20 protein-coding genes are annotated in these 24,039 nt (G+C 70.3%); 13 read left to right on the forward strand and 7 right to left on the reverse strand.

Features of this window, described 5'->3' with window-relative positions; all coding sequences use genetic code 11:
• Positions 1-181: 181 nt before the first annotated feature.
• The 4 genes from ABD978_RS38070 to ABD978_RS38085 are packed head-to-tail and all read left to right on the forward strand — an operon-like array spanning position 182 to position 6,814.
• On the forward strand, positions 182-925 hold the full coding sequence (locus ABD978_RS38070; RefSeq protein ID WP_345365501.1) for a TnsA-like heteromeric transposase endonuclease subunit: 744 nt from the start codon (positions 182-184) through the stop codon (positions 923-925).
• Entirely contained in the window at positions 922-3,078 is a 2,157-nt protein-coding gene (locus ABD978_RS38075; RefSeq protein ID WP_345365503.1) for a hypothetical protein, read from the forward strand. Before ABD978_RS38070 ends, ABD978_RS38075 begins: the two co-directional genes overlap by 4 nt.
• Positions 3,075-4,214, forward strand: coding sequence for an ATP-binding protein (locus ABD978_RS38080; protein WP_345365505.1), 1,140 nt, complete (start codon positions 3,075-3,077; stop codon positions 4,212-4,214). Before ABD978_RS38075 ends, ABD978_RS38080 begins: the two co-directional genes overlap by 4 nt.
• On the forward strand, positions 4,211-6,814 hold the full coding sequence (locus ABD978_RS38085) for a TniQ family protein (protein ID WP_345365507.1): 2,604 nt from the start codon (positions 4,211-4,213) through the stop codon (positions 6,812-6,814). The genes ABD978_RS38080 and ABD978_RS38085 overlap by 4 nt, the downstream gene beginning before the upstream one ends.
• 539 nt (positions 6,815-7,353) lie before the next feature.
• On the opposite strand, the gene ABD978_RS38090 is transcribed toward ABD978_RS38085, so the two are convergent.
• Positions 7,354-7,998 carry a phosphatase PAP2 family protein gene (locus tag ABD978_RS38090; protein ID WP_345365509.1) on the reverse strand — a complete coding sequence of 215 codons (645 nt, stop codon included), beginning with the start codon at positions 7,996-7,998 and terminating at the stop codon, positions 7,354-7,356.
• Positions 7,999-8,153: 155 nt separating this feature from the next.
• On the opposite strand from ABD978_RS38090, the gene ABD978_RS38095 reads away from it, so the two are divergent.
• From ABD978_RS38095 to ABD978_RS38115, 5 genes are all read left to right on the forward strand, one after another.
• Complete coding sequence (locus ABD978_RS38095) at positions 8,154-8,537, forward strand: BlaI/MecI/CopY family transcriptional regulator (protein WP_345365511.1); 384 nt, start codon at positions 8,154-8,156, stop codon at positions 8,535-8,537.
• Entirely contained in the window at positions 8,534-9,508 is a 975-nt protein-coding gene (locus tag ABD978_RS38100) for a M56 family metallopeptidase (protein WP_345365513.1), read from the forward strand. The genes ABD978_RS38095 and ABD978_RS38100 overlap by 4 nt, the downstream gene beginning before the upstream one ends.
• 200 nt (positions 9,509-9,708) lie before the next feature.
• On the forward strand, positions 9,709-10,098 hold the full coding sequence (locus tag ABD978_RS38105; protein WP_345365515.1) for a BlaI/MecI/CopY family transcriptional regulator: 390 nt from the start codon (positions 9,709-9,711) through the stop codon (positions 10,096-10,098).
• A 117-nt stretch (positions 10,099-10,215) separates the two neighbouring features.
• Positions 10,216-11,052 carry a ZIP family metal transporter gene (locus ABD978_RS38110; RefSeq protein ID WP_345365517.1) on the forward strand — a complete coding sequence of 279 codons (837 nt, stop codon included), beginning with the start codon at positions 10,216-10,218 and terminating at the stop codon, positions 11,050-11,052.
• A gap of 62 nt (positions 11,053-11,114) precedes the next feature.
• Positions 11,115-12,002, forward strand: a complete 888-nt coding sequence (locus tag ABD978_RS38115; protein ID WP_345365519.1) for an alkaline phosphatase family protein — start codon at positions 11,115-11,117, stop codon at positions 12,000-12,002.
• A gap of 102 nt (positions 12,003-12,104) precedes the next feature.
• Here the strand turns inward: ABD978_RS38115 and ABD978_RS38120 are convergent, their stop codons facing one another.
• Positions 12,105-12,245: a hypothetical protein gene (locus ABD978_RS38120; RefSeq protein WP_345365521.1), complete on the reverse strand. Its 141-nt coding sequence runs from the start codon at positions 12,243-12,245 to the stop codon at positions 12,105-12,107.
• A gap of 201 nt (positions 12,246-12,446) precedes the next feature.
• Positions 12,447-13,067, reverse strand: coding sequence for a DedA family protein (locus ABD978_RS38125; RefSeq protein WP_345365523.1), 621 nt, complete (start codon positions 13,065-13,067; stop codon positions 12,447-12,449).
• 132 nt (positions 13,068-13,199) lie between these two features.
• On the opposite strand from ABD978_RS38125, the gene ABD978_RS38130 reads away from it, so the two are divergent.
• The 4 genes from ABD978_RS38130 (at position 13,200) to ABD978_RS38145 (ending at position 19,264) form a co-directional block, all read left to right on the forward strand.
• On the forward strand, positions 13,200-16,025 hold the full coding sequence (locus ABD978_RS38130; RefSeq protein ID WP_345365526.1) for a CDP-glycerol glycerophosphotransferase family protein: 2,826 nt from the start codon (positions 13,200-13,202) through the stop codon (positions 16,023-16,025).
• The gene (locus ABD978_RS38135; protein ID WP_345365528.1) at positions 16,018-17,160 is read left to right on the forward strand and encodes a glycosyltransferase; all 1,143 of its coding nucleotides are present in this window, start codon (positions 16,018-16,020) and stop codon (positions 17,158-17,160) included. Before ABD978_RS38130 ends, ABD978_RS38135 begins: the two co-directional genes overlap by 8 nt.
• Positions 17,160-18,485, forward strand: a complete 1,326-nt coding sequence (locus ABD978_RS38140) for a glycosyltransferase 87 family protein (RefSeq protein WP_345365711.1) — start codon at positions 17,160-17,162, stop codon at positions 18,483-18,485. The genes ABD978_RS38135 and ABD978_RS38140 overlap by 1 nt, the downstream gene beginning before the upstream one ends.
• Before the next feature lie 80 nt (positions 18,486-18,565).
• Positions 18,566-19,264 carry a response regulator transcription factor gene (locus ABD978_RS38145; protein ID WP_345365530.1) on the forward strand — a complete coding sequence of 233 codons (699 nt, stop codon included), beginning with the start codon at positions 18,566-18,568 and terminating at the stop codon, positions 19,262-19,264.
• A 3-nt stretch (positions 19,265-19,267) separates the two neighbouring features.
• Here the strand turns inward: ABD978_RS38145 and ABD978_RS38150 are convergent, their stop codons facing one another.
• From ABD978_RS38150 to ABD978_RS38165, 4 genes are all read right to left on the reverse strand, one after another.
• Entirely contained in the window at positions 19,268-21,928 is a 2,661-nt protein-coding gene (locus ABD978_RS38150) for an ABC transporter permease (protein WP_345365532.1), read from the reverse strand.
• Positions 21,925-22,593 (reverse strand): ABC transporter ATP-binding protein, encoded by a 669-nt coding sequence (locus tag ABD978_RS38155; protein ID WP_345365534.1) that lies wholly within the window; start codon positions 22,591-22,593, stop codon positions 21,925-21,927. Before ABD978_RS38155 ends, ABD978_RS38150 begins: the two co-directional genes overlap by 4 nt.
• Positions 22,594-22,670: 77 nt before the next feature.
• The gene (locus ABD978_RS38160; RefSeq protein ID WP_345365536.1) at positions 22,671-23,381 is read right to left on the reverse strand and encodes an ABC transporter ATP-binding protein; all 711 of its coding nucleotides are present in this window, start codon (positions 23,379-23,381) and stop codon (positions 22,671-22,673) included.
• The gene (locus ABD978_RS38165; RefSeq protein ID WP_345365538.1) at positions 23,378-23,812 is read right to left on the reverse strand and encodes a hypothetical protein; all 435 of its coding nucleotides are present in this window, start codon (positions 23,810-23,812) and stop codon (positions 23,378-23,380) included. Before ABD978_RS38165 ends, ABD978_RS38160 begins: the two co-directional genes overlap by 4 nt.
• Positions 23,813-24,039: the final 227 nt, after the last annotated feature.

Genomic DNA, 24,039 nt, shown 5'->3' on the forward strand with positions numbered 1-24,039 from the left:
GATTCGTTGAGCAATGGCATTGAGGCGCCAACTGTAATCCTTGCAAAACTGTAATTCCTCTATACCGGGAAGCGCCGGCAGGTGCCGCAGCCGACGAAGGCCGCTCGGCCGGTCAGCAGAGGGAAGCCCCAGGTCGGGGGTCGACACTGGTCGGTGAGTTTGGTTCGCCTACTGTGGATTGATGGCGCGGTTACGTGCTCGGCTGAGGGTGTGCGACCCGGCCGTATGGGTTCGCTACGACGACGGGACGGTGCGGGCGTTCACGTTTGATCGCTTGCGCTTGCCGGACTTCATCGGTTCGGTTCCGTGGCGGCAGGTCCGTGCCCGCCACGGCCAGGCGCATTACGCCGGCGCCTACGCCTCCGCCACAACTGGCGGGTTTGTCGCGTATGAGAGCCGTCTGGAGTTGGCCCGGCTGCTGCTGGCCGATTTCGACTTGCGGGTCCGTCAGATCTACGCCCAGCCGTTCCGCCTCGTGGCCCGTGTGGATGGCCATATCCGTTGTCATGTGCCGGATTTCCTGCTGGTGACGGCAGCGGATACGGGTCGGCTGGTGAACGTGAAGTCGGCCGCGCGGTTGGAAGACCGCAGGGTCGTCCGGGCACTGGCGTGGCCGGGCGTCTTGGCGAAACGGCACGGCTGGGCGTATGAGGTGTGGTCCGGTGCTGACGTCACGATGCTGGACAACGTCCGTTTCCTGGCCGCCTACCGCCGCCAGGGCGTTGTGCCAGCCGAGGAGATGGAGCGGACGTGGGCGTTGATTCGCGATGGTGAACCGTTGGCCGACACGGAGCTGCGGCTTGCTGGTGACCGTCCGCGGCATGAGGTACGGCCAGCGCTGATGGCGTTGTTGTGGTTGGGCCGGGTGACCACCGATCTGAGCCGTCCGCTGTCGGGTACGTCGGTGCTGCGGAGGCGCAGGTGACCGGGCGGACGGTTGCGTTGCGGCCGGGCTTGCCGATCAGCTTCGACGGTGAGCAGTTCACCGTCGCTGAGATCGAGGGCAGCCGCGTAATGCTCCGCCCTGTTGGCGCTCCGGGCAAATCGGCGTGGCGGCAGGTGGATGTCGTCGCGCTGTTGTCGCATCCGAGTATCCGAATCCTGGTCCAGACGGCCGAGCCGCAGCCGGCGGTCGCTGCGGTCCTCTCCGCTTCGGGTGAGGACGATGATGTGACGGCGCGGTACCGGCATGTGCAGGAGGTGAGGACCGGCTACCAGTTCGGGTGCCCGGCGTTGGCGTTGGCCGCAGAGCCGCGGCCGCAGTTCGCAGCGGGTGTGCCGATGATGGCGCGGTATCGGGCGAAGGCCGCCGAACTAGGGGTCGGAGTCAGTACGGTGCGCCGCTGGGTGAAGCAGGCCGAGGATGGGCCGGTAGGGCTTGTGGCGGAGCGACTGGTCCGCGAGGTTCTGGATCGGGCCGATCCCCGTTGGCTGGACGTGGCCCGGCAGGTGATCGCCGAGCACGTGAACGCGAGCCGACCGGTCCGCAGTCTGATCCTGGCGGAGGTCGAAGAACGACTCGCGGACAAGTACGGGCAGGGCGTCGTCACGATCCCGTCTCGTACGGTCGGGTATGAGTTGCTGCGGGAACTGGACCGGGGCGTGAACGCCTTCACGGGCAGCACGAAAGCCAAACGGTCGATCGCGAACCGCCCGCACGGAGCGTACGGACGGCTGAGGGCCACCCGCCCCGGCGAGTACGTGGTGGTGGACACCACTCGGTTGGATGTGTTCGCGATGGAGCCGGTGACCTGCCGGTGGGTGCAGGCCGAGCTGACCGTCGCGATGGACCTGTACAGCCGGTGCATCACCGGGCTGCGGCTGACCCCGGTATCGACCAAGGCGATCGACATCGCCGGTGTCTTGTTCGAAACGATCCACACCCGCACCCGCGAGCGGCGGAAAGAGAGTGCGGCGTTGCCGTACTGCGGCGTCCCGGACACGGTGATGGTGGATGCGGACAAGCTGGTGGATGCGCGCGGCCGGCCACTGCTGCCGAGTGTCGCGGCCGAGACCATCGTTGTCGACCACGGCAAGGTCTACCTGTCCAACCACGTCAAGAGCGTGTGCGCGCGGTTCGGGATCTCGATTCAACCGGCGCGGCCGTACACGCCGACGGACAAGCCGGTGGAACGCTGGTTCAAGACCTTGAGCGAGGGGCTGTTGGCGGTGCTGCCGGGGTACAAGGGCCCGGACGTGTACTCGCGCGGTCAGAACGTCGAGGAGCAGGCGTTTTTCTTCCTCAACGAACTTGAGGAGATCATCCGGGAGTGGATCGGGCTGTATCACCGCTGTCGGCACCGCGGCCTGGTGGTGCCGGAATTTCCGGGCCTGCAGGTGAGTCCACTGGAGATGCTCCAGCACGGAATCACGCGCGCCGGTCCGCTCGTAATCCCCACGCGACCGGACATGGCGTTGGAGTTTCTGGAGGTGGCGTACGCCACCATCCAGCATTACGGGGTGGAGATCGACACGCTGCGCTACAACAGCCCCGCACTGGACGATTTCCGTAACCGGCGCAGCACGCTCGGCGGTCCGCACGCGGGGAAGTGGCCGATCGCCATCGACAGCGGCGACTTTAGCCACGTGTACTTCCAAGATCCACGGGACTGCTCCTGGCATGAGCTGGTGTGGGAGCACGCCGCCGCGCTGGGGCGGCCGTTCAGCCGGGAAGCCGCCGCCTACGCGCGCAGGCTCGCGGCCCGTACCCACCGGTTCCCGGACACCAAACGTGCTCTGATCGACTTGCTGGACCGGTGGGGAGCCGGTTTGACAGCGAACCGGACCGAACGGCGGATGGCCGTGCGCCTGTCCCAAGAGCGGCTCAGGCTGACCGGCGAAACCATCACCGGCCCGATGATGCTGGCTGAGCAGGTAACGGCGCTGCCGACTGTCCAGCGAGTCAGCGCGCAACAGCGACAAGAGCCTACTGCCGCTGACGGGGTCGCCGAGCTCGATGGCGGGGACGACGATGAGGACGCCGAGTGTGACGCGGCCTTTCCCGGCGAGGAGGAGACGGTCTCGGCGGGTGAAATGGATGAGGACGTGTTTTACGCCGACGCGTGGGAGAGCAGGTGAACGCTGCGGTGGCGCCGAGCTTGGTGGAGGGGGACGACCGGCAGTACTCGCCCACCAGGCTGTCGGGCTGGCTGGAATTCGTTTACGGTGCCGCCCGCGCGCGGCCGGAACGGCTGTCGGTCGCCCAGTTGGCGGCGCTGCCGGAACAGGAGTTGGTGGCGTACAACGATCGGCGCGCGGTGTGGCACGCCAACCTCGGCCCGATCAAAACACCCCAACTCCTTGGACTGCATGAGGATCTGGCCGAGATCGTGGAATCCAATCGGCAGGACGGAGACAAGGCCAAACCCGCCGCGTTGGTCGACGCTTATGCGGGGTTGGGGAAGAGCACCGCGGTTCGTGAGTACGGGCGTGACTACTACCGGCAGCAGATCGTATTGCGCGGGGAGACCACGCGTGAGGGGCATCGCCGTGTCCCGATCATCTACATCGCGTTGACCGGCAACACCCACATCCGCGGGTTGAACGCAGCGATCTGCCGGTTCTACGGCCTGCCCGACCGCGGGGACGCCGACACGCTCGCCGAGCGCGCCAAGGACGCGGTGTTGAGCCTGAGGACCAGTGTCTTCATCGTCGACGACATCCATTTCCTGGCGCCCAGCCGCACGGATACGAACGCGGTGAAGATGGCCAACCACCTGAAGTTCTTGTCCAACACCTTCCCGGTCACACTCATCTATGTCGGAGTGGGTGTGGCCGACCGCGGCCTGCTCACCGAGGGCCACGCGCCGCCACAAGCCCTGTACGCGCAGTTCGGGCGGCGCACCACCCCGCTGACCCTGCGCCCCTTCCACATCGATAACGAGCCGGGACGCGTCGAGTGGCGCCGGCTGCTGCTGTCGATCGAACGCCAACTCGTGCTGGCACGACGCTACCCCGGCATGCTGGCCGACGATCTTTCGGATTACTTGTTCGCCCGCTCCAGCGGGCATTTCGCCTCGCTGATGGCGTTGATCAGCCGGGGCTGCCTGCGCACGGTCCGCACCGGCCGGGAACGTCTGGATGCTGGGCTGATGGACGGGGTGAAAAACGACGCTGCAGCCGAAGAGAACCGGCAGGAACTCCTCGCCGCGATCGACGCCGGGCTCTTGACCTCCCTCCCAACCTTCCGCGCTCGAAAGACGGCGAGTCGATGACAGGCTGGACGGCGACACGTATTCCGATCACGGTGGCCCCGCTGCCGGGAGAGGCGCTGGACAGCTGGCTCGGCGCATACGCCCGCCGACTGCGCACCACCAGCAACGGCCTGCTCGACCACCTCGGACTCGGCAGCAGCCCGATGACGCAGATGGTGCTGCGGCTACATGAGCACGAAGCCACAGCCCTGGAGCAGGCCACCGGGGTGAGCAGGCAAGCTCTGGCGGCGATGACACTGGAGCCGTTCGATGGCCTGGCGGTGGCGATCGAACCCGGCCACCGGACCCGGCTGGCCCGATTCCCGACCGGACGATTCCCTGGCGCCCACGCCCGCTATTGCCCCGCCTGCCTGGCCCGCGACGACGGCCGCGGCCCACTCACCTGGCGGCTGCCCTGGACCTTCGCCTGCCCGCAGCACCAACGTCTGCTGCTGGACGTATGCCCAGCCTGCCAGCGTCCCCCGCACCCCTGGAACATCCGACGCCTCGGCCCCGCCTCGACCGGTGCCTGCACCCGCGACAACCCGAACCGGCCAGGGACCGGGCATCGCGGCGCGTGCGGGGCCGACCTGACCTGCGCGCCCACCGTTCGCCTCCCCGCAACCGGGTTGGTGCTGGCCACCTACGAGCGCTTGGCCGGCCTCCTGACCGGCCCGCCAGCCGCCCGCCCGGAAGCGGTGACCGCACTCCGGCAGATCTACGCGGTGGCCTGGCGGGCCGTGCGTGGACTCCACACCATCGGTGACCAAGCTCCGCCGATCGTGCACGCCGTGCTGACCGAATGCGACGCTGAGCTACCCGATCTGATCAATGCGGATATCGGCCGTGACGCGCGCAGCGCGGCCATCGGCGCCGCGCTCGCCGATGTCGCGCTGGATGACCGCCACCCCGATCAGAACGAACTGTTCGACTGGATCCTGCGGGCCGATCGCTCCCTCATCGCAGACCGGCAGAACAAGCCCAGCGTCGGGATGCTGGCCCACCGGTGGACCTGGGCAGGCCCGACCATGGTCAGCCACGTCCTTGGACGGCTCGACCGCCAGGCGACCCTGCATACTCGCCTGCGGTATGCCACCGCCACGCCCCGGCCCCGCTGGCCGGATCTGCCCACCGAGGCCATCACCCGCCGCGCGACGATGATCCCGGCGATGCTGTGGCCAAGCTGGACGATGCGCCTGCTCCCACCGCCCAGTGAGGCCGGCCCGTGCCGAGACGACCCGCGCACCGGTTCGTTCAGCTCGTTCCGCCGCGGATGTGCCAGCTTCCTCCTGTTGCCCGGCGCACCGCCCCAGATGAACTACGAACGCGCCGCCCCACTGCTTGGCAACCATTCTCACGATGCCGACCGAGGCGCCGTCGAACACCGCATCTACCACGATCGCGACCTCACACCGCTGGCATCGATCCTCACCCAGCTCGCCTTCGCCCTTGACGAACACGGCAGTCCCATCGACTACGCCCGCCGACGCGCCCTGTTCACCGACGCCACCCTCACCCTGGATCTGGACGCCTACACCCGGCTGCGCCTGCAACACGGCTGGAGCAGCGGGTACGCGCCACGTGTCGCGGCGCTGCGCTGGTACCTGCGTCTGCTGCTCACCGGGGAACACCGCGCCCCGCCCGACGCGAGAAAACCGTTCGGGCACCGCTGCACCGAATTCCGCTACCACGCGCCACGTCCGCTGCGGGAATTCCTTCGCCAGCAGGCCCGCGCCAACCTCGACCGGCACGGCATCGACGAACCCCTCACCTGGGAGCCGCCCGCACACTGGGCCAACTGCCCGTCATGGCCCGGAACCGACCCCACCACCATGAACGAAGGCGACGTCACCGCTGTCCTGGCCACAACCGACTCCATCGATGAGGCGGCTGAGGCGCTCGGGCTGACCCCCGAACACATCCGGTTGTACTGCGAGATCACCGATGTCGGCACGCCACCGACGATGGCCAACGGCCTGCCCGTATCGCGCACCCGCAAGCAGGTGCTCGAGCCGGCGCGCTTACGCGAGTTGTACGAGGACGAAAATCTTCCCGTCACTGAGATCGCGGCGACGGCCGATTGCGCCACCGCGACCATCCGCCGGCTCCTCAAACACGACGGAGTCCCACCGCGCCGCACCTACCGCCGCCCACCGCCCGAATCCGGAATCACCCGCGCATGGCTACACCGCGAGTACGTCGACAAGTTGCGCAGCATGAACGCGCTGGCCCGAGAACGAGGTGTCACCGCTAATTACTTGATGCGGTTGGCCAAGAACTGGGGCCTGCCGATCCGCCACCACAACGAGTACAGCGGCATCGGCCACCTCGACCTGCCCGCGCCGCCCTCGCCCGCCATGCACGCGGTCACCATGCGCACCGGCGCGCTGAACCGACTGGCCTTCATCATTCAGATCCCCGGCCACGCCAGCCTCGCTGCGGCCGCCCGCGCGATCTACGACGGGCGCGACACCGTCCTACGGGAACGGGCCCGCAAGATCGAAAACGCCGCCGGGTTCACGATCATCGACCGGACCACCACCCCGCTCACTCCCACGCAGCGCGGCCGCGAATTCCTCCACGAAGCACGCCAGATCCTCTACGCCGCTCGGGAGGTTTAATTGACGCATGGGTCCGCGCCCAGGTCCGCCGGGCGCGGTGGCCCGACCACCCTGCCCGCCTGCAGGGGCTGCTCGTCCGCTGGTGGCGCTTGCCGAGAGCTGCAAAATCGGGCTGACCCGCTCGCGTCTGTCTCATGTGGGCCGGAACTACCTGCGCGGACACTATCGCTGCGGCGAACGCTGCGTTCATCACCGCCCAGGCGGGCACCGAGCTGGCTCAAATGTGGGTCGGCTGGCCGCCTCGGTACCCGGGTCGGCAGGACAGGATGACCGAACCGTTCGCCATCGAGGATCTGCGGACCCGCCGACCGATCCCCGGACTCGCCGCCCGGGCCGCCGATGCGCTCCTGCCCTGGTCATCGCCGACGTTCGCGTCCTTCGGTCACGGTTTGAGCGCAATCGTCGCCGTCGAGGTGGCACTCGCTCCGCGAACGCAGCCGTGACCGGTCTGCGATGGCTGTTCGCCTCTCCGGTGCCCCGCAGCGGGCGCTGCATTGCCTGGACGGCGCCGGTCTACCCGCCGTTTTCCCGGCCGTGTTTCAGCGGGCGGCGTGGGCGCTGGCGGGCGCGGCGGTCAGCACCGGTTCCAGTACTCCGGCGCGCAGGCGGGTGACGAGGGGGACGGCGACGCGGCCCAGGGTCCGGCTGATGAGGTAGGCGACCGGAAGGGCCAGGAGTGCGGCGCCGATGACGTCGTGGGGGTAGTGGTCGCCGAGGTAGACGCGGGTGAAACCCTCGAAGACCGCGAAGGCGGCGGCGACGACGGACAGGCGGCGGTCGAGCAGCCACAGTGCGGCCACCGTCGCGGCGGCGACGGTGGCATGGCCGCTGGGGAAGGCGTAGTCGGTGCGGACGGGGCAGGCGGAGACGAAGTAGTCGTGCGGCAGCGAGTAGCACGGCCGCACCTCGGCGATCAGCTTCTTGACCACCTCGGCGACGGCGAAGGCCACCGCCACGGCGACCGGCGCCGCTAGGGCGAGGGCCATGGCGGGGGTGTCGCGGCGCCGGGCGTTCCACCAGCCGACCAGCATGAGCACCGCGAACACCCCGAGCCCGGCGTTGGTCCACACCTCCAGCGGCGTGTTGAGCCACCGGGTGTCGCGGGCGACGTTGGTGATCGCGGTGAACAGCGAGCCGTCGATGCCGGAGCCATCGAGAGCGAGCTGCACGGGGTGGACTGTCATCGAGGGTGATCTCCAGGAGATGAGGAAGGCCGTGGGTCGGGCCGGGCGGGGTGTGCCACGCCTGGCCGGCGTGACAGACTCGTCGGCGCACCAACTTCTACGTATTGGTAGAAGTTCTACAGGACTGTAGAGGATGAACGGAAGGGAACCAACTCGTGAACACCGGACCCGCTCCGGGAGAGCGAAGGCCGGGCGGAGCACTGGAGGCCGAGGTCCTCGCGCTCTTGCAGTCCTCCCCTCAGGCACTGACCCCTGGCGAGGTGCTCCAGAGCCTGGGCGACGATCTGTCGTACAGCACGGTGGTGACCGTGCTGTCCCGGATGTTCGACAAGGGCCTGCTGACTCGCGGCAAGCAGGGCCGCGCGTACGCGTACGCGCCGGTCGCCGACGCCCACGGGCTCACCGCGCGGCGGATGCGGCAGGTGCTGGAGTCCGACTCGGACCGGGAGGCGGTGCTCACCCGCTTCGTGGAGGATCTGCCCGCCCGGGACGAGCAGCTGCTGCGGCAGCTCCTCGGCGGCCTGCCGGATCAGGAGTGAACAACGTGGTGATGCACCTGCTGGTCTACCTGCCGCTGCTGTTCCCCGTGCCCGCCGCGCTGGCCGCCCGGCCGCTGGCCGACCGTCTGGAACCACGGCTTGCGACCTGGATACTGACCGCGAGCGCGCTGGCCTTGGCCGGCTTGAGCTGCGCGGCTCTGGGCGTCTTGGCGGTAGCGGGCATGGTACGCCTGCCGCTGGCGGCGTATGTGGGTCACTGGTCGGCGTCCACAGTACGCAAAGGCGACCCCGTCTCCACGATCGAGGCGGTCGCCGCCGCCGCGGTGCTGGCCGCCGCCGCAGGGGCGGGGGTGCGGATGCTGTGGCGGCGGATGCGGGCGCTGGCCGCAGCCGCCTTCGAAGCCGCCTGTCTACCCGGCCGCGGCCAGCTGGTCGTCGTCGACGACGCCGTCCCCGACGCCTACGCGCTGCCCGGCCTGCCCGGCCGCATCGTGGTCTCCACCGGCATGCTCGACGCCCTCGACCCTGCCGACCGGGAGGCCATGCTCGCGCACGAACGCACCCACCTGACCTGCCACCACTACGCCTTCGTCGCCGTCGCCCACTTGGCCGCCGCGGTCAATCCGCTTTTGCGGCCGGTGGCCACCACTGTCGCCTACACCGTTGAACGCTGGGCGGACGAGCGCGCCGCCGCCGTCTGCGGTGACCGCCGCCAGGTCGCCCGCGCGGTCGGCAAGGCGGCCCTGGCGACCGCCCATGGCCCGGCTCGCCGGCGCCTGCCCGACGCCGTGCTCGGCCTGCTGGGGCGGCGGCGTGGCTCTTTGGCCGCCGCCGGGCCCGTTCCGCGCCGTGTCGCCGCCCTGCTCACCGAGCCCACCATTCCCTCCACCACGCTGGGGGTGCCACTGCTGCCGCTGGCCGGAGCCGCCTCCGTGGTCGGCTCCAGTGCCCTGTGCGCGTTCGCCGCCGCCCACGACCTGCATCTGTTGCTCGAACTCGCCGGGGCCTGACCGGCGACCGCCCATACCGCCGAAACCCATGCCGGACGGTAACCGCGAGCGTCTCGGCGCCGGAGCGGCTGCGAGCGCCGCGGCGCGGCGATGGCCGATCCCTCAGGAGATGGACGAGTGGCACCGCATGGGCGCACGCCCGCAGCCGCCCGTACGGCCTTCTCGTTCCGCGTGATCTACTATCAAGGTAATACACACGTGTGGAGATCGACGTGACCAAGGAGCGCGAGCAGGGGCGGCGGCCCGCCGGCATGCTCGAGGACGCCGTGCTGGCCGCCCTGTGGCATGGGGGCCGGCCGATGAGCCCCGCCGACGTGCAGGCCGTGCTTCCCGACACCCCGGCCTACACCACGGTGATGACCACCCTCGCGCGGCTGCACCGCAAGGGCCTGGCCACCCGCACGCGGGCCGGCCGCGGATTCGTCTACTCGCCCCACGTCGACGAGGCGGTGCATACGGCGACCGCGATGCACGACCTGCTCCGGCGGCGTCATGACCGCGCGGCCGTACTGGCCCGCTTCGTGTCCGATCTGGTCCCCGAGGACGAACGTCTGCTGCAGCAATTGCTGCGCCACGACGACGCCGACTGAGGCAAGGCTTGCCTAAAACTACTATCTCAGTAGTATTAGGCGAGCCTTGCCTAATCTAACGTGCGCGGACGGTGCGGCAGGGGCATGCGTCACCTCTCGACCCCTCGGAGTGTCCTCATGGGATCCGCTCAGATCGCCGTGCTCGGAGCGATAGCCGGCTTCACCATCTATCTCGGCCTGCCGATCGGCCGGTTGCGCGCGCCTCTGCCGAAGGTCCGGGCCCTGCTGAACGCGACCGCCACCGGCATCTTGATCTTCCTTTTGTGGGACGTGCTCGCACACGCATGGGAGCCGGTCGACACTGCGCTCGGCCATCACGGGTACGGCGCGGCGGTCGGCAACGGGGCGGTATTCGCGGTCTGCTTCGGCGTCGGTCTGCTGGGGCTCGTCCATTTCGACCGCGCGATCGCGCGCCGCGCCAGGCCGGCGGCTCCGGGGCGGTCCGGTCCCGGCACGGCGTCGGCGACCGACTTCCCGGCCCAGGCCACCGGTCTGTCGCGCCTGGCCGACCTGCCTATGATGATCGCGATCGGTATCGGGCTGCACAATTTCGCCGAGGGCCTGGCGATCGGCAACTCCGCCGCCCACGGCGAGTTGCAACTCGCCGTCCTGCTGATCATCGGATTCGGCCTGCACAACGCGACCGAGGGATTCGGAATCGTCGCCCCCATGGCCGCCGAAAGCCGCCGTCCGTCCTGGGGTTACCTGGCGCTCCTCGGACTCATCGGAGGCGGCCCGACGTTCCTGGGCACTCTCATCGGCCAGCGAGTCGTCAATGACACGGTGTCCATTGGATTTCTCACCTTGGCCGCCGGATCCATCCTGTACGTGGTGATCGAACTGCTGGCGGTGGCCCGCAAGCTGGGGCTGAAGACGCTGACCACCTGGGGCATTCTGCTGGGCGTGCTGGCCGGATTCGCCACCGACGCAATCGTGACCGCCGCAGGAGCCTGAGCCCTGGTCCGGGATCTATGTACTATCGGGGTAGTAGTCGAACCCCGCACCGGAGGCCGGCCGTGAAAGAACGGCGTGTTCGCCACGCTCTGCTCCTCACGGCGATGGCCCTCGCCGGGTGCCTGACGGCGGCGTGCGGCAAGGGTGGGTCCGCTCCTGCCGCCGGTCCGCGCCCGACGGCCCCTTCGGTGCCGCGGATCGGGCACGTGGTGGTGGTCGTGCTGGAGAACAAGTCCGACCGTCAGATCATCGGTGCCCGTGACGCGCCGTACCTGACGTCGCTGGCGCGGGGCGGTGCGCGGTTCACGAACTCCTACGCGATCCGGCACCCGAGCCAGCCGAACTACCTGGCGCTGTTCTCCGGGTCGACGCAAGGGCTCACCGACGACTCCTGCCCACACTCCTACACCGCCCCGAACCTCGCCTCGGAACTCTCCGCTGCAGGGCTGACCTTCGCCGGTTTCGCCGAGGAACTCCCGCCGTTCGACCGGGCCGCCTGTGTCACCGGGCGCTATGCCCGTAAGCACGTCCCCTGGGCGGACTTCCCCGACCTGCCGGACGCGATGAGCCGGTCCTTCGCCGACTTCCCCTCCGACTACGCCGCGCTGCCCACGGTGTCGTTCGTGATTCCGGATATGTGCGACGACATGCACAACTGCCCGGTGAAGACCGGGGACGCCTGGGTCCGGGACAACCTGGACGGCTATGTCCGGTGGGCGCGTACCCACGACAGCCTGCTGATCGTCACCTTCGACGAGAACGACAGCTCTCCCGGCAACAAGATCGCCACCATCTTCGCCGGAGCGTCCGTGAAGCCCGGCGCCTATCCCGAGAAGATCGACCATTACAGCGTGCTGCGGACCGTCGAGGACGCCTACGGCCTGTCCCACGCCGGGACGAGCGCCTCGCGCGCCCCCATCACCGACGTGTGGACGACCGGCCGAGGGTGAACCCGCCAGAAGAGGTCTCCCGGTGAGGGTTCCCGGGTAGCGCGCCCCACGCGTGCGCTCCCGGATGAGGGCGGACGCCGGGTGGTGAACAGGCGATCCTGATCAGCGCGCCGTATCTTTGCGGGTCACAGTCAGATAGCCGACGATGATGACGGCTAGGACCAGACTGACCGCGACCCGCGCCCAGAGCGAGAACGCCGTCTTGTTGCCGTAGCATTTCGTCAGGCCCCTGGCCTCGATCATTATCGTTTCCTTGGGAGATTCGGCGGCGTACTCGAGGAGAACGGTACGGCGTCGCCTCGGCCGCATTCGCGTCGCCCGTCCGGAGGATTCCGGCAGGTCACGAAGGTCCAACGGCCGATGTCCGGCTACATCGCGGGATGGACGGGCCGCGCCGGGAGCGGCGCTCGGAGCCCTTCGGCGGCACGCCCCGGGCATGCCCGCTCAGATGGAGCGACCGGTGGCCTGGCCGGTACGGCGTCGCCGGCGGACGAAGACGATGACGCCGACGACGACGGCCGCTCCGACGATGGCGGCGATGGCGTAGCTGGGGCCGTGGAAGGCGTCGGCGACGCGCTGCCAGTTGCGTCCGACGGCGTAGCCGGCGATGCCGAGTGCCGCCGTCCACGGGACGCAGCCGGCCAGCGTGTAGACGCCGAACCGGCCCGGCGGCATGACGGCGAAGCCGGCCGGCAGGGAGATGAAGGTGCGCACGACGGGTAGCAGCCGGCCGAAGAAGACCGCCTTGGCGCCGTATCGGTCGAACCAGCGGGCGGCGCGGTCGATGTCCTCCTCTTTCAGCCAGACGTACCGGCCCCAGCGGCGCAGCGCGGCCTGGCCGCCGTACCGCCCGACGGCCCAGGCGACGTAACTTCCCGCGATGTTCCCCGCCGTGCCGCTCACGATCATCAGGGAGAGGTCCGGGCTGCTCCCCGGGACGGCGCCGGCCGCCAGCGCGCCGGCGAACAGCATGATCAGCTCGGACGGCACGGGGATGCAGGCGGATTCGGCGGCCATCAGGAGGAAGACGGCGACGTACCCGAAATCAGCGATGAAGTGCTGCATTGTCCTCGTTTCCCCGGGGTGGTCCTCTGAATCGGTGCCTTTACGGTGCAATTACTATCAAAATCGTACTATTGCGATAGTAGTTGATCGCGAGGACGAAGGTGGTGGAACCGCTTGCTTCCGGAACCTGATGTGAGCGTCGTCGTGATCGTCTACAACGACGCGGCCCGAATCGCCCGCGCCGTCCGCTCGGTGCTGGACCAGTCGCTGCCCGGCGTCGAGATCGTCATCGTCGACGACGCGAGCACGGACGCGACACCGGAGGTGACCGCCCGGCTGGCCGCCGCCCATCCGGAGCGGATTCGGACCCGCACGCTCGAGGAGAACTCCGGCGGGTGCGGGCGGCCGCGCAATGTCGGGATCGAGACCGCGCGCGGGCGGTACGTGATGTTCCTCGACAGCGACGACACCCTCGACCCGCACGCCTGCCGGAACCTCGTGACGACCGCGGACGAGACCGGCGCCGACCTGGTCTCCGGCCGCTGCGTCCGCGTCTTCCCCGACCGGGAGCAGAACTGGTACCCGTGGCTCTACCGTGAGCGCCGGGTGTACGAGAGCGTCCTGGACGACCCCGACCTGCTGTACGACACCCTGTCGACCAACAAGTGCTACCGGCGTGACTTCCTCGATCGCCAGGGCCTGTGGTTCGTCGACCGGCTGCACTACGAGGACCTGTTGTTCAGCGCGCAGGCGTACGTTACCGCGCGGCGGATCGTGACCATCCCGCACCGGGTCTACAACTGGTACGTGGTCCCGCGGGACGACACCTTGTCGATCACCAACCGCCGGGCGGAGCTGCGCAACTTCGCCGACCGCCTGGAGATCCACCGGCGGATCGACGCGGTGTTCCACGCCCACGAGGCCGATCGGCTCGCGCGATTCAAGAACGTGAAGTTCGTCAACCACGACCTGCTGCTCTACCTGCGGGAGCTGCGCAGCCGGGATCCGGAGTACCGCCGGGCGTTCCTCGACCTGGCCCGGTCCTACCTCACCGAACTGGACCCGGTGGTGTTCGCGGAGTGCAACCCGCTGCCCGCCATCGGCGCGTACCTGGTCCGGCACGGCGACATCGAGGGCGCCGTGGCGGCGGCCGACTACGCCGCGAAGAGGGGCCGGAAACCGGTCCTGTCCATCGAACCGGTCGAACGCGACGGGCGGATCTACTGGTCCGGCGGCCGGCTCCAGACCGCACTGGGCCGCCGGATCCTGGACGTCACCGACCTGGGGCTCCACTCGGCGCCACTGGACGCCTTCGACCTGGGCGGCCAGGTCACCGCGATGAGCCGAGCCGGGGGAGAGCTCCGCGTCACCGGTACGGTCGTCAACCCGCTGGGCCACATCGGCGCCGACCTGGAACCGTCCGGAACGCTGGAGATCCGCGACCGCCGCCGGAAGAATCGCGCCTTCCGGGTCCCGGTGACCGTACGGCACGAGGCGGACGGCATCCGCTGGGAGGCCGCGTTCGCGCCGGCCCGCAGGATCCGCCCGCTCGGGCTGGTCGACCAGACCTGGGGTCTCTGGCTACGTCTCAAGGCCGGCGACGACACCGTCACCGTACGGCTCGCCTCGGACGGAACGGCGCACGACGGCGTACGGGTGCCCGTACGGCCACGGCTGACCCGCGTGGCAGGCGACCACCTCGAGGCCTACGTCGCCGAGTCCGGCGAGCTCGCGCTGCGCATCGTGGGCGAGAGGTGGCCCGCACGAACGACACTGCCCGCCCTGCGCCACGTCGCCCGGACCGCTCTGGGCCGGCGTTGGTGGCAGTGGTTCGGCCGCGTCGAGCGGGCGGTGATCCGCCGGCTCACGAGCCGGGACACGAAGATCGCCGTGTTCAACCGGCTCCTCGTCCGGCTGCCGGTCAAGAAGAACACGATCGTCTTCGAGAGCCACCTCGGCGCCCAGTACTCCGACAACCCCAAGTACATCCACCGCGCGCTCCAAGAGCGCGGCGCGCCGTACCAGGCCATCTGGTCGTACAGCGGCAGCCGCCGGGGCTTTCCCGCCGACACCACGCTGGTCAAGCGCGGCTCGTGGGCGTACTACCGAGCCCTGGCCCGCGCCCAGTACTGGATCGACAACCAGGGCTTCCCCGCCGGACTGGTCAAACGCCCGGAGACGACCTACATCCAGACCTGGCACGGTTCGGCGTTCAAGCGGATGGGCTTCGACGAGCCCACGGTCAAACAGGGCACCCGGTTCGAACATGACCGGCTGGCCGCGATGATCGGCCGGTTCGACCACTTCGCCGTCCGCTCCGAGCACGACGTCCGCACCCTCGTCAAGGGCCTGGGAGTGACGGCCAAACCCCTGCGGGCCGGGTACCCGCGCAACGACGCGCTGGTCACCGGCGGCGATCCCGAGGAGCAGGCGGCGCTGCGGCGGCGGCTCGGCCTGGAAGACGACGAGCGCACCGTCGTGCTGTACGCGCCGACGTTCCGGACCGACGAGAACGGCAGGCCCGCCGCGCGTTTCGAGATCCCGTTCGACCTCGACCGCTTCGCCCGCGAGTTCGGCGAGTCCCACGTCCTGCTCATCCGCGCCCACTACCTCAGCCGCGCGGTGGTGCCACCGGGCCTGCGCGGCACCGTGATCGACGTCGGCGCGGAACACGACGTGACCACGCTGATGCTGCTGGCCGACGCGCTGATCACGGACTACTCCTCGGTCATGTTCGACTACGCGCTGCTGGAGCGGCCGATGATCTTCTACACGCCCGACGCCGAGGACTACGTCAGCCGGCAGCGCGGAGCGTACTTCGACCTCGCCGAGCACGCGCCGGGCCCGGTCGCCGGCGACGAGGACGGACTGTTCACCGCCCTCGGCGATCTGGACGGCGCTCGCCGCGACCACGCCGACCGGCGGCGGCGCTTCGTCGAACGCTTCGGCGAGTACGACACCGGAACCGCAGCCAAGGCGATCGTCGAGCGCTTCTTCACCGGAGGTGACCGTGGCTGAGGCCCGCGACGTCTTCATCGTCTGCAACAACGTGGAAGAACTCGGCGGCCTGCAGCGCTGGGCGCACGACATCGGCCGGATGCTCGCCGATCGAGGCCACCGTGTGCACCTGGTCGGCATCACGCACGCCGACCGCCCCCACGACTACGGCCGCGATCTGCCGTACACCGTCACCGTGCTGCACGACCGCGACCTGCCGCCGGCGGACGGACCGGTCGGCACGCTCCTGCGGGAACTGCGCCATCGCCTGAGGGTCCGGCGCGGCGCCGCACGCCTCAGCACGCTGTTCCGCACCGCCCGCCCCGGCGGTGTGGTCATCGCGGCGCAGGTCTGGGCGATGGAATGGGTGGCACGCGCCGACACGGCGGGGATGCCGGTGATCGGCATGAGCCACGAGTCGTACGAGGCCACCCGCCGGTCCTCGCGCTACGAGCGGGTGAAGCGCCACTTCGCCGGCGCCGACCTGCTGCTCGCGCTGACCGACGCCGACGCGGATGCGTGGGCCTTCGACGACATGTCCAACGCCGGATCGATGCCCAATTTCCTGCACGTCACCCCGCGCTCCGTCTCGCCGCGCACCGAACCGGTCGTCGTCCGGCACGGACGCCTGGCCTTCGAGAAGGGCCAGGACATGCTGCTGGAAGCGTGGGCCGAGATCGCACCACGCCACCCGTCCTGGCGGCTGCGCCTGTACGGTTCCGGACCCGATGAGGACGTGCTGCGCCGCCAGGCGGCCGAACTCGGTGTCTCCGGCAGCGTGGAGTTCGCCGGGCCGACCTCCGACATCGAGGCGGCGCTGACCGGCGCGTCGATCTTCGCGCTGTCCTCGCGCGAAGAGGGCTTCCCCATGTCGATCATCGAGGCGATGGCGTACGGGCTGCCCACCGTCGCCTTCGACTGCGCGCCGGGCGTGGGCGAACTGCTCACCGACGGCCACGACGGCCTGATCGTCGCGCCGGGCAACACCGTGGAGTTCGCCGCCGCGCTCGACCGGCTGATCCAGGACGCGGGCCTGCGTGACTCCCTCGCCGAGGCTGCCCGCGAGTCCGTCCGGCGGTACGAGCCGGACGCCGTCCTCGACCGCTGGGAACGGCAGTTCGCCCTCGTCACCGGCGAGCGGGCGCACCGCGCGTGATGACCCGGAGCGGCACCGTCCTGCTGGTCACCGGCCTGCTCGCGTTCGGTGTCGCGGTCGCCGGCTACGCGATGACCGTGCTGGCCCATCCCCATGACCTGTGGGCGATGTCCGACCTGAAGGTCTACCGCTGGGGCGGCCTGCTCGCCCGGCACTCCGACCACCTGTACGACGAGACGATCGGCGGCTTCGCGTTCACCTATGCGCCGATCGCCGCCGTGATCTTCGCGGGGCTGTCGGTGCTCCCGATGGCCGCGCTGCGCTGGATCATGACGCTGGCGAGCCTGTCCGCACTGGTGACGGCCGTCTGGATCACGTGGCGGGAGCTCGGCCACCGTCGCAGCCCCGCGTTGCTCGGAGCGACGCTCCTGGTGACCGCGGCGGCGCTGTGGACCGAGCCGGTGCAGAAGACACTGTGGTTCGGCCAGATCAACCTGATCCTGATGGTGCTGATCATCGCCGACCTCCGGCAGGGCGACGGTCGCCGCTGGAAGGGCGCCGGGATCGGCATCGCCACGGGCATCAAGTTCACGCCCGGCATCTTCATCGCCTACCTGCTCCTCACCCGGCGATTCCGCGCGGCGGGGGTCGCGATCGCCGTGTTCCTGCTGACGGTCGCCGTGGGCTTCGTGGCCCTCCCGCACGAGTCCGGGCGGTTCTGGGGGGATCGGCTGTTCATGGCGCCGAGCCGGGTGGGCCCGGTGGACTGGGTGGGGAACCAGTCGCTGTACGGCATGTTCGTCCGGTTCCTCGGCGGCGAGAACGCCGCCCGGCCGTACTGGCTGGGCGGCGCAACGGTGGTCGGAGCCGCCGGGCTGTGGCTCGCGGCTCGGCAGAGCCGCGGCGGCCGTGAGCCGGCCGGCGTCGTGACCTGCGCGATGACCGGTCTGCTGATCTCGCCGATCTCCTGGTCGCACCACTGGGTGTGGATCGCGCCTGCGCTCGTGCTCGCCGCCGACCGGATGAACGGACCGCCCCGGCGCACGTGGGCCTGGATCGCCGGGGGTGCGGCGCTCGAGGTGCTCTTCGGGGCATGGATCTTCGCGGTTCCCGGCCTGTCGGCACTGCCGCAGGGCCTGATCCGCACCGTTCCGTTCGGGAGGCACCGGGAACACCACTGGCACGGCTTCGAGCTCGCGCGCGGAAACCTCTACGTCCTGATCGCCCTGGCGGCGATCACGGTGCTTGTGATCCTCGCGATGCGTCACTCGCACGCCGCGTCGCCGGGTCGTCGGCGCCGCCTCGGCCGGGCCGGTCGATCAGCAGCGGCGCGAGCTGAAGGTGCCAGACGAACACCAGGCCGGCGCTGCCGAACAGGAGATTGACCAGCATCGCTTCCCACTCGTCTCCGAAGATTTCTACTATCACGATAGTAGACGGCCCGAGGATTTTCTAGAATGAGCGGGTGGCGCGTCTGCTCATCGTCGAGGACGACGAGACGATCGGGAGTCACCTGGAGTCCCGGCTCCGCCTGCACGACCACGAGGTGGTCTGGCGGCGTTCGGGGCGCGGTGCGATCCGTGAGGCGACGCTGGCCTCCTTCGATCTCGTGCTGCTGGATCTGGGCCTGCCGGATCTGGACGGGATTGAGGTGTGCGGTCGGATCCGGGCCGTTCAGCCGGGGTGTGTGCTGGTCATCGTGACCGCGCGTGACACGGAGATGGATGTCGTCGTGGGGTTGGAGGCCGGCGCCGACGACTATGTGAGCAAGCCGTTCGGGTTCGCGGAGCTGCTCGCCCGGATCCGGGCGCACCTGCGGCGCGGTGCACCGCCGCCCGCGCGGCCGGCGCGCTTCGCGGTCGGCGATCTCGTGGTGGACACGGCGGCCCGCAGGTGCTTCGCCGCGGATCGCGAGGTGACGTTGCGGGCCAAGGAGTTCGACCTGCTGGCCAGGCTCGCGGGCCAGGCCGGGGTTGCGGTCAGCCGGGAGGAGCTGATGGCCGACGTGTGGGACGAGAACTGGTTCGGATCGACCAAGACCCTCGACGTGCACGTGGCGGCGCTGCGCCGCAAGCTGGCGGAGGCGGCCGACGAGACCACCATCATCCCGCACATCGTCACCCTGCGGGGCCATGGTTACCGGCTGGACGTCCCCTCCGGTTGACCCTTACAGCTCCCGCAGGACCTGCACGGCGGGACGGCGTGCCAGTCGCACGGCGGTGGCGGCCACCGCGGCCAGCGCCGCGACGGTGATCAATACGACGACCGTGAGATAGGGCCAGGGCACCGTCGGTGCCGACGGTGGCGGGTCGAAGACGCCGGTCAGCACCTTGACGAGCATCTGCGACACCAGCGCGCCGATCAGTCCGCCCGCGACCAGCCCGCCGATGGCCAGCGTGGCGGCCTCCCCGGACACGAAGCCGCGCAGTTGCCGCCGGTTCGCACCCAGGGCGGTCGCGATCGCGAAGGTACGACGTCGTTCGGCCAGGCCGAGCGCGAGCACCAGCCCGCCGGAGGCCGCGGCGAGCAGCAGCGCGAACGTCAGCTCGACGCGGGTCAGCCCGGCCAGGTCGACGGCGGTCAGGCTCGAGCCGACCACCCGGCGGGTGGTGGCCAGATCCGTCACCGTGGCGGTGGGGCCGAGCAGGGAGCGGATCCGGTGGGCGACCGGAGCGATGTGTCGCCCGCCGGTGTCGACCAGGAACGCGCCGATCGTGGCGCTGCCGGTCTTCTGCGCCACGTAGGCGGCGTTGGCGACCAGGAAGCTGTCCTTCGGCGCGGTCGGGAATTCCTTGACGATGCCGATGTAGTGGAACGGCACGGTGGTGAAGCGCTTGGTCCGGCCGTCCTGCAAACGGAGGTTGAGCAGGTCGCCGGGGCCTAGCTGGAAGTCCTTCACCGTCTCGGCCGATACCAGGATCGAGTCCGGCTTGGCCGCCAGGGTGCGGGTCAGTTGCTTCGCGGTGCCGCCGGTGAAGTAGGCGTCCTGCAGGGCGGTGGCGCCTCTGATGGTGCCGGGCCGGACGCCGTACAGGTCCTGCAGGTCCGAGCCGACATAGGCGAAGCGGTGCTGCAGCGGCTCGACGCTCTTGACCCCGGGCACGGCGGCCAGTCTCCGGGCCTGGTCGGGGCCGACGGACGCGCCGGGCGATTCGGTCACGGTGACGTCGGCGCCGTTGGTCAGCTGGGCATCGACCTCGGCCTGCCGGCGGTAGGTGGAGTTGAAGGTCGCGGTCGAGGCGGCGAAGGCCACCGCCAGGGCGAGCAGCACGATGGACCGGGCCAGCAGCCGGCGCTGGCGCGCCATACTCCCGGCGACCGTACCCGACAGCCCACCGGCCAGCGGGCGGAGCCCGGCGCCGACGAGCCGCCGCCCCCTGCCGAGCAGCAGGTCGTACAGCCGCCAGGCGAGCAGCCCGGTGCCGAGCCACAGCAGCGCGGGCCCGGCGAACGCCCAGTACGACACCGAGATGGTCGGCTGTCCCTCGGGGGCCAGGACGAGTTGGTAGCCGTTGCGGCCGGTCACGGCGAACACCGCTCCGGCGGCGGCCAGCAGCACGAAGTCCAGCCCATAGCGGCTCCAGCCGGGTGCCCGGGTACGGCCGACGGTGAGGCGCCCGGCGCTCACGGTCATCGCCCGAGCGTCCCGGTACGCGGGCACCAGGACGGTGAGCGCGGCGATCACGAGACCGGCCACGGCGGCACCCACGGTCCAGGCGACGGCGGTCGCCGTCGTGGCGCCAAAGCGCGCCGAGCCGAACGCCACCCTGCCGACCAGCGCCGCGACGGCGAGCCCCACGACGCTGCCGGCGACGCCCACCACGGCAGCCTCCACGGCCGCCAGCCACGTCACCTGGCGGACGGAGGCGCCGCGGGAGCGCAGCAGCGCTTGTTCGCGACGCCGCCGGGTCGCCCCGGCGCCCGCGATCGCGGCGGTCAGCAACCCGGCCAGGACCGCCCCGGGCAGGCCGAGGAACAGGAACAGAATCTGCGCGTACGCCGCGTCCTCGCGCGCGGAGCCCAGCGCCGCCCCCAGGTTGTTCCCGACCATGGCCCCGCCTGCGGTTCGGGCCTCGAGATTCCGGGCGGCCGCCGTGATGGCGGTGTAGGCCGCTGCCGGGTCCGAGGGCAGCGCGTGGGAGCGCCGGACGTGGAGCTGTGTGGTGACCAGGTCCGGGCGGGTCCTGGCCTGCGGATCGAACACCTGGTGCCAGAGGGCCTGGGGCAGCAGGAGCACGTTGTCCGGCGGCGCCGACGGCTGGGAGCCCGGCGAAGCACCGACCTTCTGGAACAGCGAGTCGGCCTGCGGCAGGTCCACCACCCCGTCGACGCGCACGCGCGCCGGAGCCACGCCGACACGGCCCACGCTGATCGTGTCGCCGGGTCCGGCGTGCAGGTTGGCGGCGGTCTGCTGGGCCAGCAGCACGCCGGTCCCGGATCCGGTGAGCGTACGAACCTCGCCGGGGAAGGCCCGGAAGTAGCCGTCCGGCACGCCCAGCACGACTCCGGACCCGGTGGTCTGGGCGGTCGGCCCGGTGTAGGTGAAGCCGCTGGTCTGCGCGAAACCCACCGGGAGGGCCTGCCGGGTCGCCGGATCGGCCCGTACGGTGCCGAGGACCGAGCCCGGATCGGTGCCGCCGGTCACCTGCACCTGCCAGTCGACCGCCACGCCGGAGGCGGCCCGTGCGGTCATGGTCGCCTTCGAAGCGGCGAGGAACGCGCCGAGGCAGGCGAGCAGCGCCACCGCGACCGCGACTCCGGCCGCTGCGGCGGCCATCCGGGCGGTGCGCCTGCGGACCAGGCCGTGGAGCCAGATCCAGATCATCATGGCCTCCTGTCGTCCGCACCGGGGCCGGTGCCGCGCGTGGTGAGGCCGCCGTCGCGCATGGTCCATCGGTGGGGCAGCCGGGAGGCGATCTGGGAGTCGTGTGTGGTGACGATCAGCGCGGCCTCGAGCTCCTCCGCCGCTGTGAGGAGCACCGAGATGACGTGGCCGCCGGTCTCGTGGTCGAGCTGACCGGTGGGCTCGTCGGCCAGGATCAGCCTCGGCCGACCGGCGATCACACGGGCGACGGCGGCGCGCTGGGCCTGTCCACCGGACAGCTCCTCAGGAAGCTTCGGCCCCAGATCGGCGATCCCGACCCGCTCCAGAGCCACAGTCGCGCGCGCGGCGGCGGCCTCGGCGGACACGCCGGCGAACAGCAGCGGCAGGGCGACGTTCTCGGTGACGTCCAGTGTCGGGATGAGGCTGGGCCCCTGGAAGATCACGCCGATCAGGCCGGGTCTGCCGTTAGGGCCACCGCCGAGGCCCGGCCAGGCGATCGTCCCGCCGGTCGGAGCGTCCAGGCCCGCGATCAGGTGCAGCAGGGTGGACTTGCCCGATCCGGACGGCCCCATCAACGCCACACGCGCCCCGGGCGGCACTGTGCAGGACACGTCGTGCACGGCGACGACGGCCGTCGGACCGGCACCGAAGGTGCGCGCCACGTTCACGCACCGCACCAATGCACGGTCAGCGGGCGCGGCCGGCGCTCCGTCCGTCCGCGTGGTGGCACCATCGCGCACGCTCATCAGACCACCTGCCCGTCACGGAGCCGGATGACGCGGTCGGCGGCGGCGGCCACGGCCGGACTGTGGCCGGCCACCAGCACCGCCACCCCGGAGCGCGCGCGTTCGGCCAGCAGATCGAGGATCTGCCGCTCGGTGGCCGAGTCGAGTTCGCCGGTCGGCTCGTCCGCCAGCACCACGGCGGGATCTCCCGCCAGGGCGACCGCGAGCCCGGCGCGCGTCGCCTCACCGCCGGACAGCCGACTCGGGTACGCCGCGCCACGCGCCGCCAGCCCCACCACGTCCAAGAGCGCGTCGACGGCACCGCGCCGACCTCGGGCGGCGAGCCGCTGGGCCAGCCGGACGTTCTGCCGGACGGTCAGGTGCTCGAGGAGGTTCCCGGATTGGAACACCAGCCCGATCATGCTGGCCCGCAGCCGGGTCCGTACGGTCTCGGGCTGATGGCTGATGCGTCGCCCGCCGACCACGACCGTGCCGCCGTCGGGCTCGTCCAACCCGGCCAGGCACGCCAGCAGAGTCGACTTGCCCGACCCCGAGGGCCCCACGACCGCCACCAGCTCCCCGGCGCGCAGCGACAAGGACACGCCGCGCAGCGCCAGCGTCTCCTCGTCCCCGGCGCGGAAGAAGCGGTAGAGCGTACGGGCCGACAACACGACGTCGTCTCCCGGATCGGTGACCTCACCGGCCGTGGAAGTGGTCGCGCCGAGGCTCATCGCAGCCACCGCAGGGAATCGGTGATGGTCCGCCACGGATCGACGTTGTCGGCGCCCACCGGACCCGACAAAGTGAGGATCGCCTCATTGCCGGCCTTCCAGAACTCATAGCGCTCGACCGCGTCCTGGGTGGTCTTGCCGGTCACCGGGTTGGCGGGAGACTGGGCCCGATAGGTGATTCGTACGACGGGGCCCGCCTTCCGCTGCACCAGCGTCACATCGCCCGGCGTGAATCCGGGACTGGAGGACCGGATCTGAGGCAGCTCGGTCGCCCGCACCGATGTCACGGTCGGTGCGCCGGCCGCCGGGCGCGCCTCGACACGGACGGTGTTCAACTTGTCGGTGAACGCCGTCGCGGACCCGTTCTGGCTTCGCGCCCAGCCTTCGGGGACCTTGACGGTGAACAGGCCGCCGGCCGCGGTGAACGGCACGAAGACCTGGCTGTCGGGGATGTCACCGGGAGGGTTGGTCTCTTTCGGCGTAGGCGGCGGCGAGGGCGCGCGGGCAGCGGTTCGGCCTGAGGCGGCGACCGACTGACCGTTTCCGCCGCCGCATGCGGCCAACGCTGCGACGAGCACAACCGCGCCCCCGACGTGGATCACACTTCGAGGAGCTGTCATGAGCGGCCCCCGATCTTTCTGAGAAATCCATCCGTCGC

The sequence above is a fragment of the Actinoallomurus liliacearum genome (assembly GCF_039542035.1).
GTDB lineage: Bacteria > Actinomycetota > Actinomycetes > Streptosporangiales > Streptosporangiaceae > Actinoallomurus > Actinoallomurus liliacearum.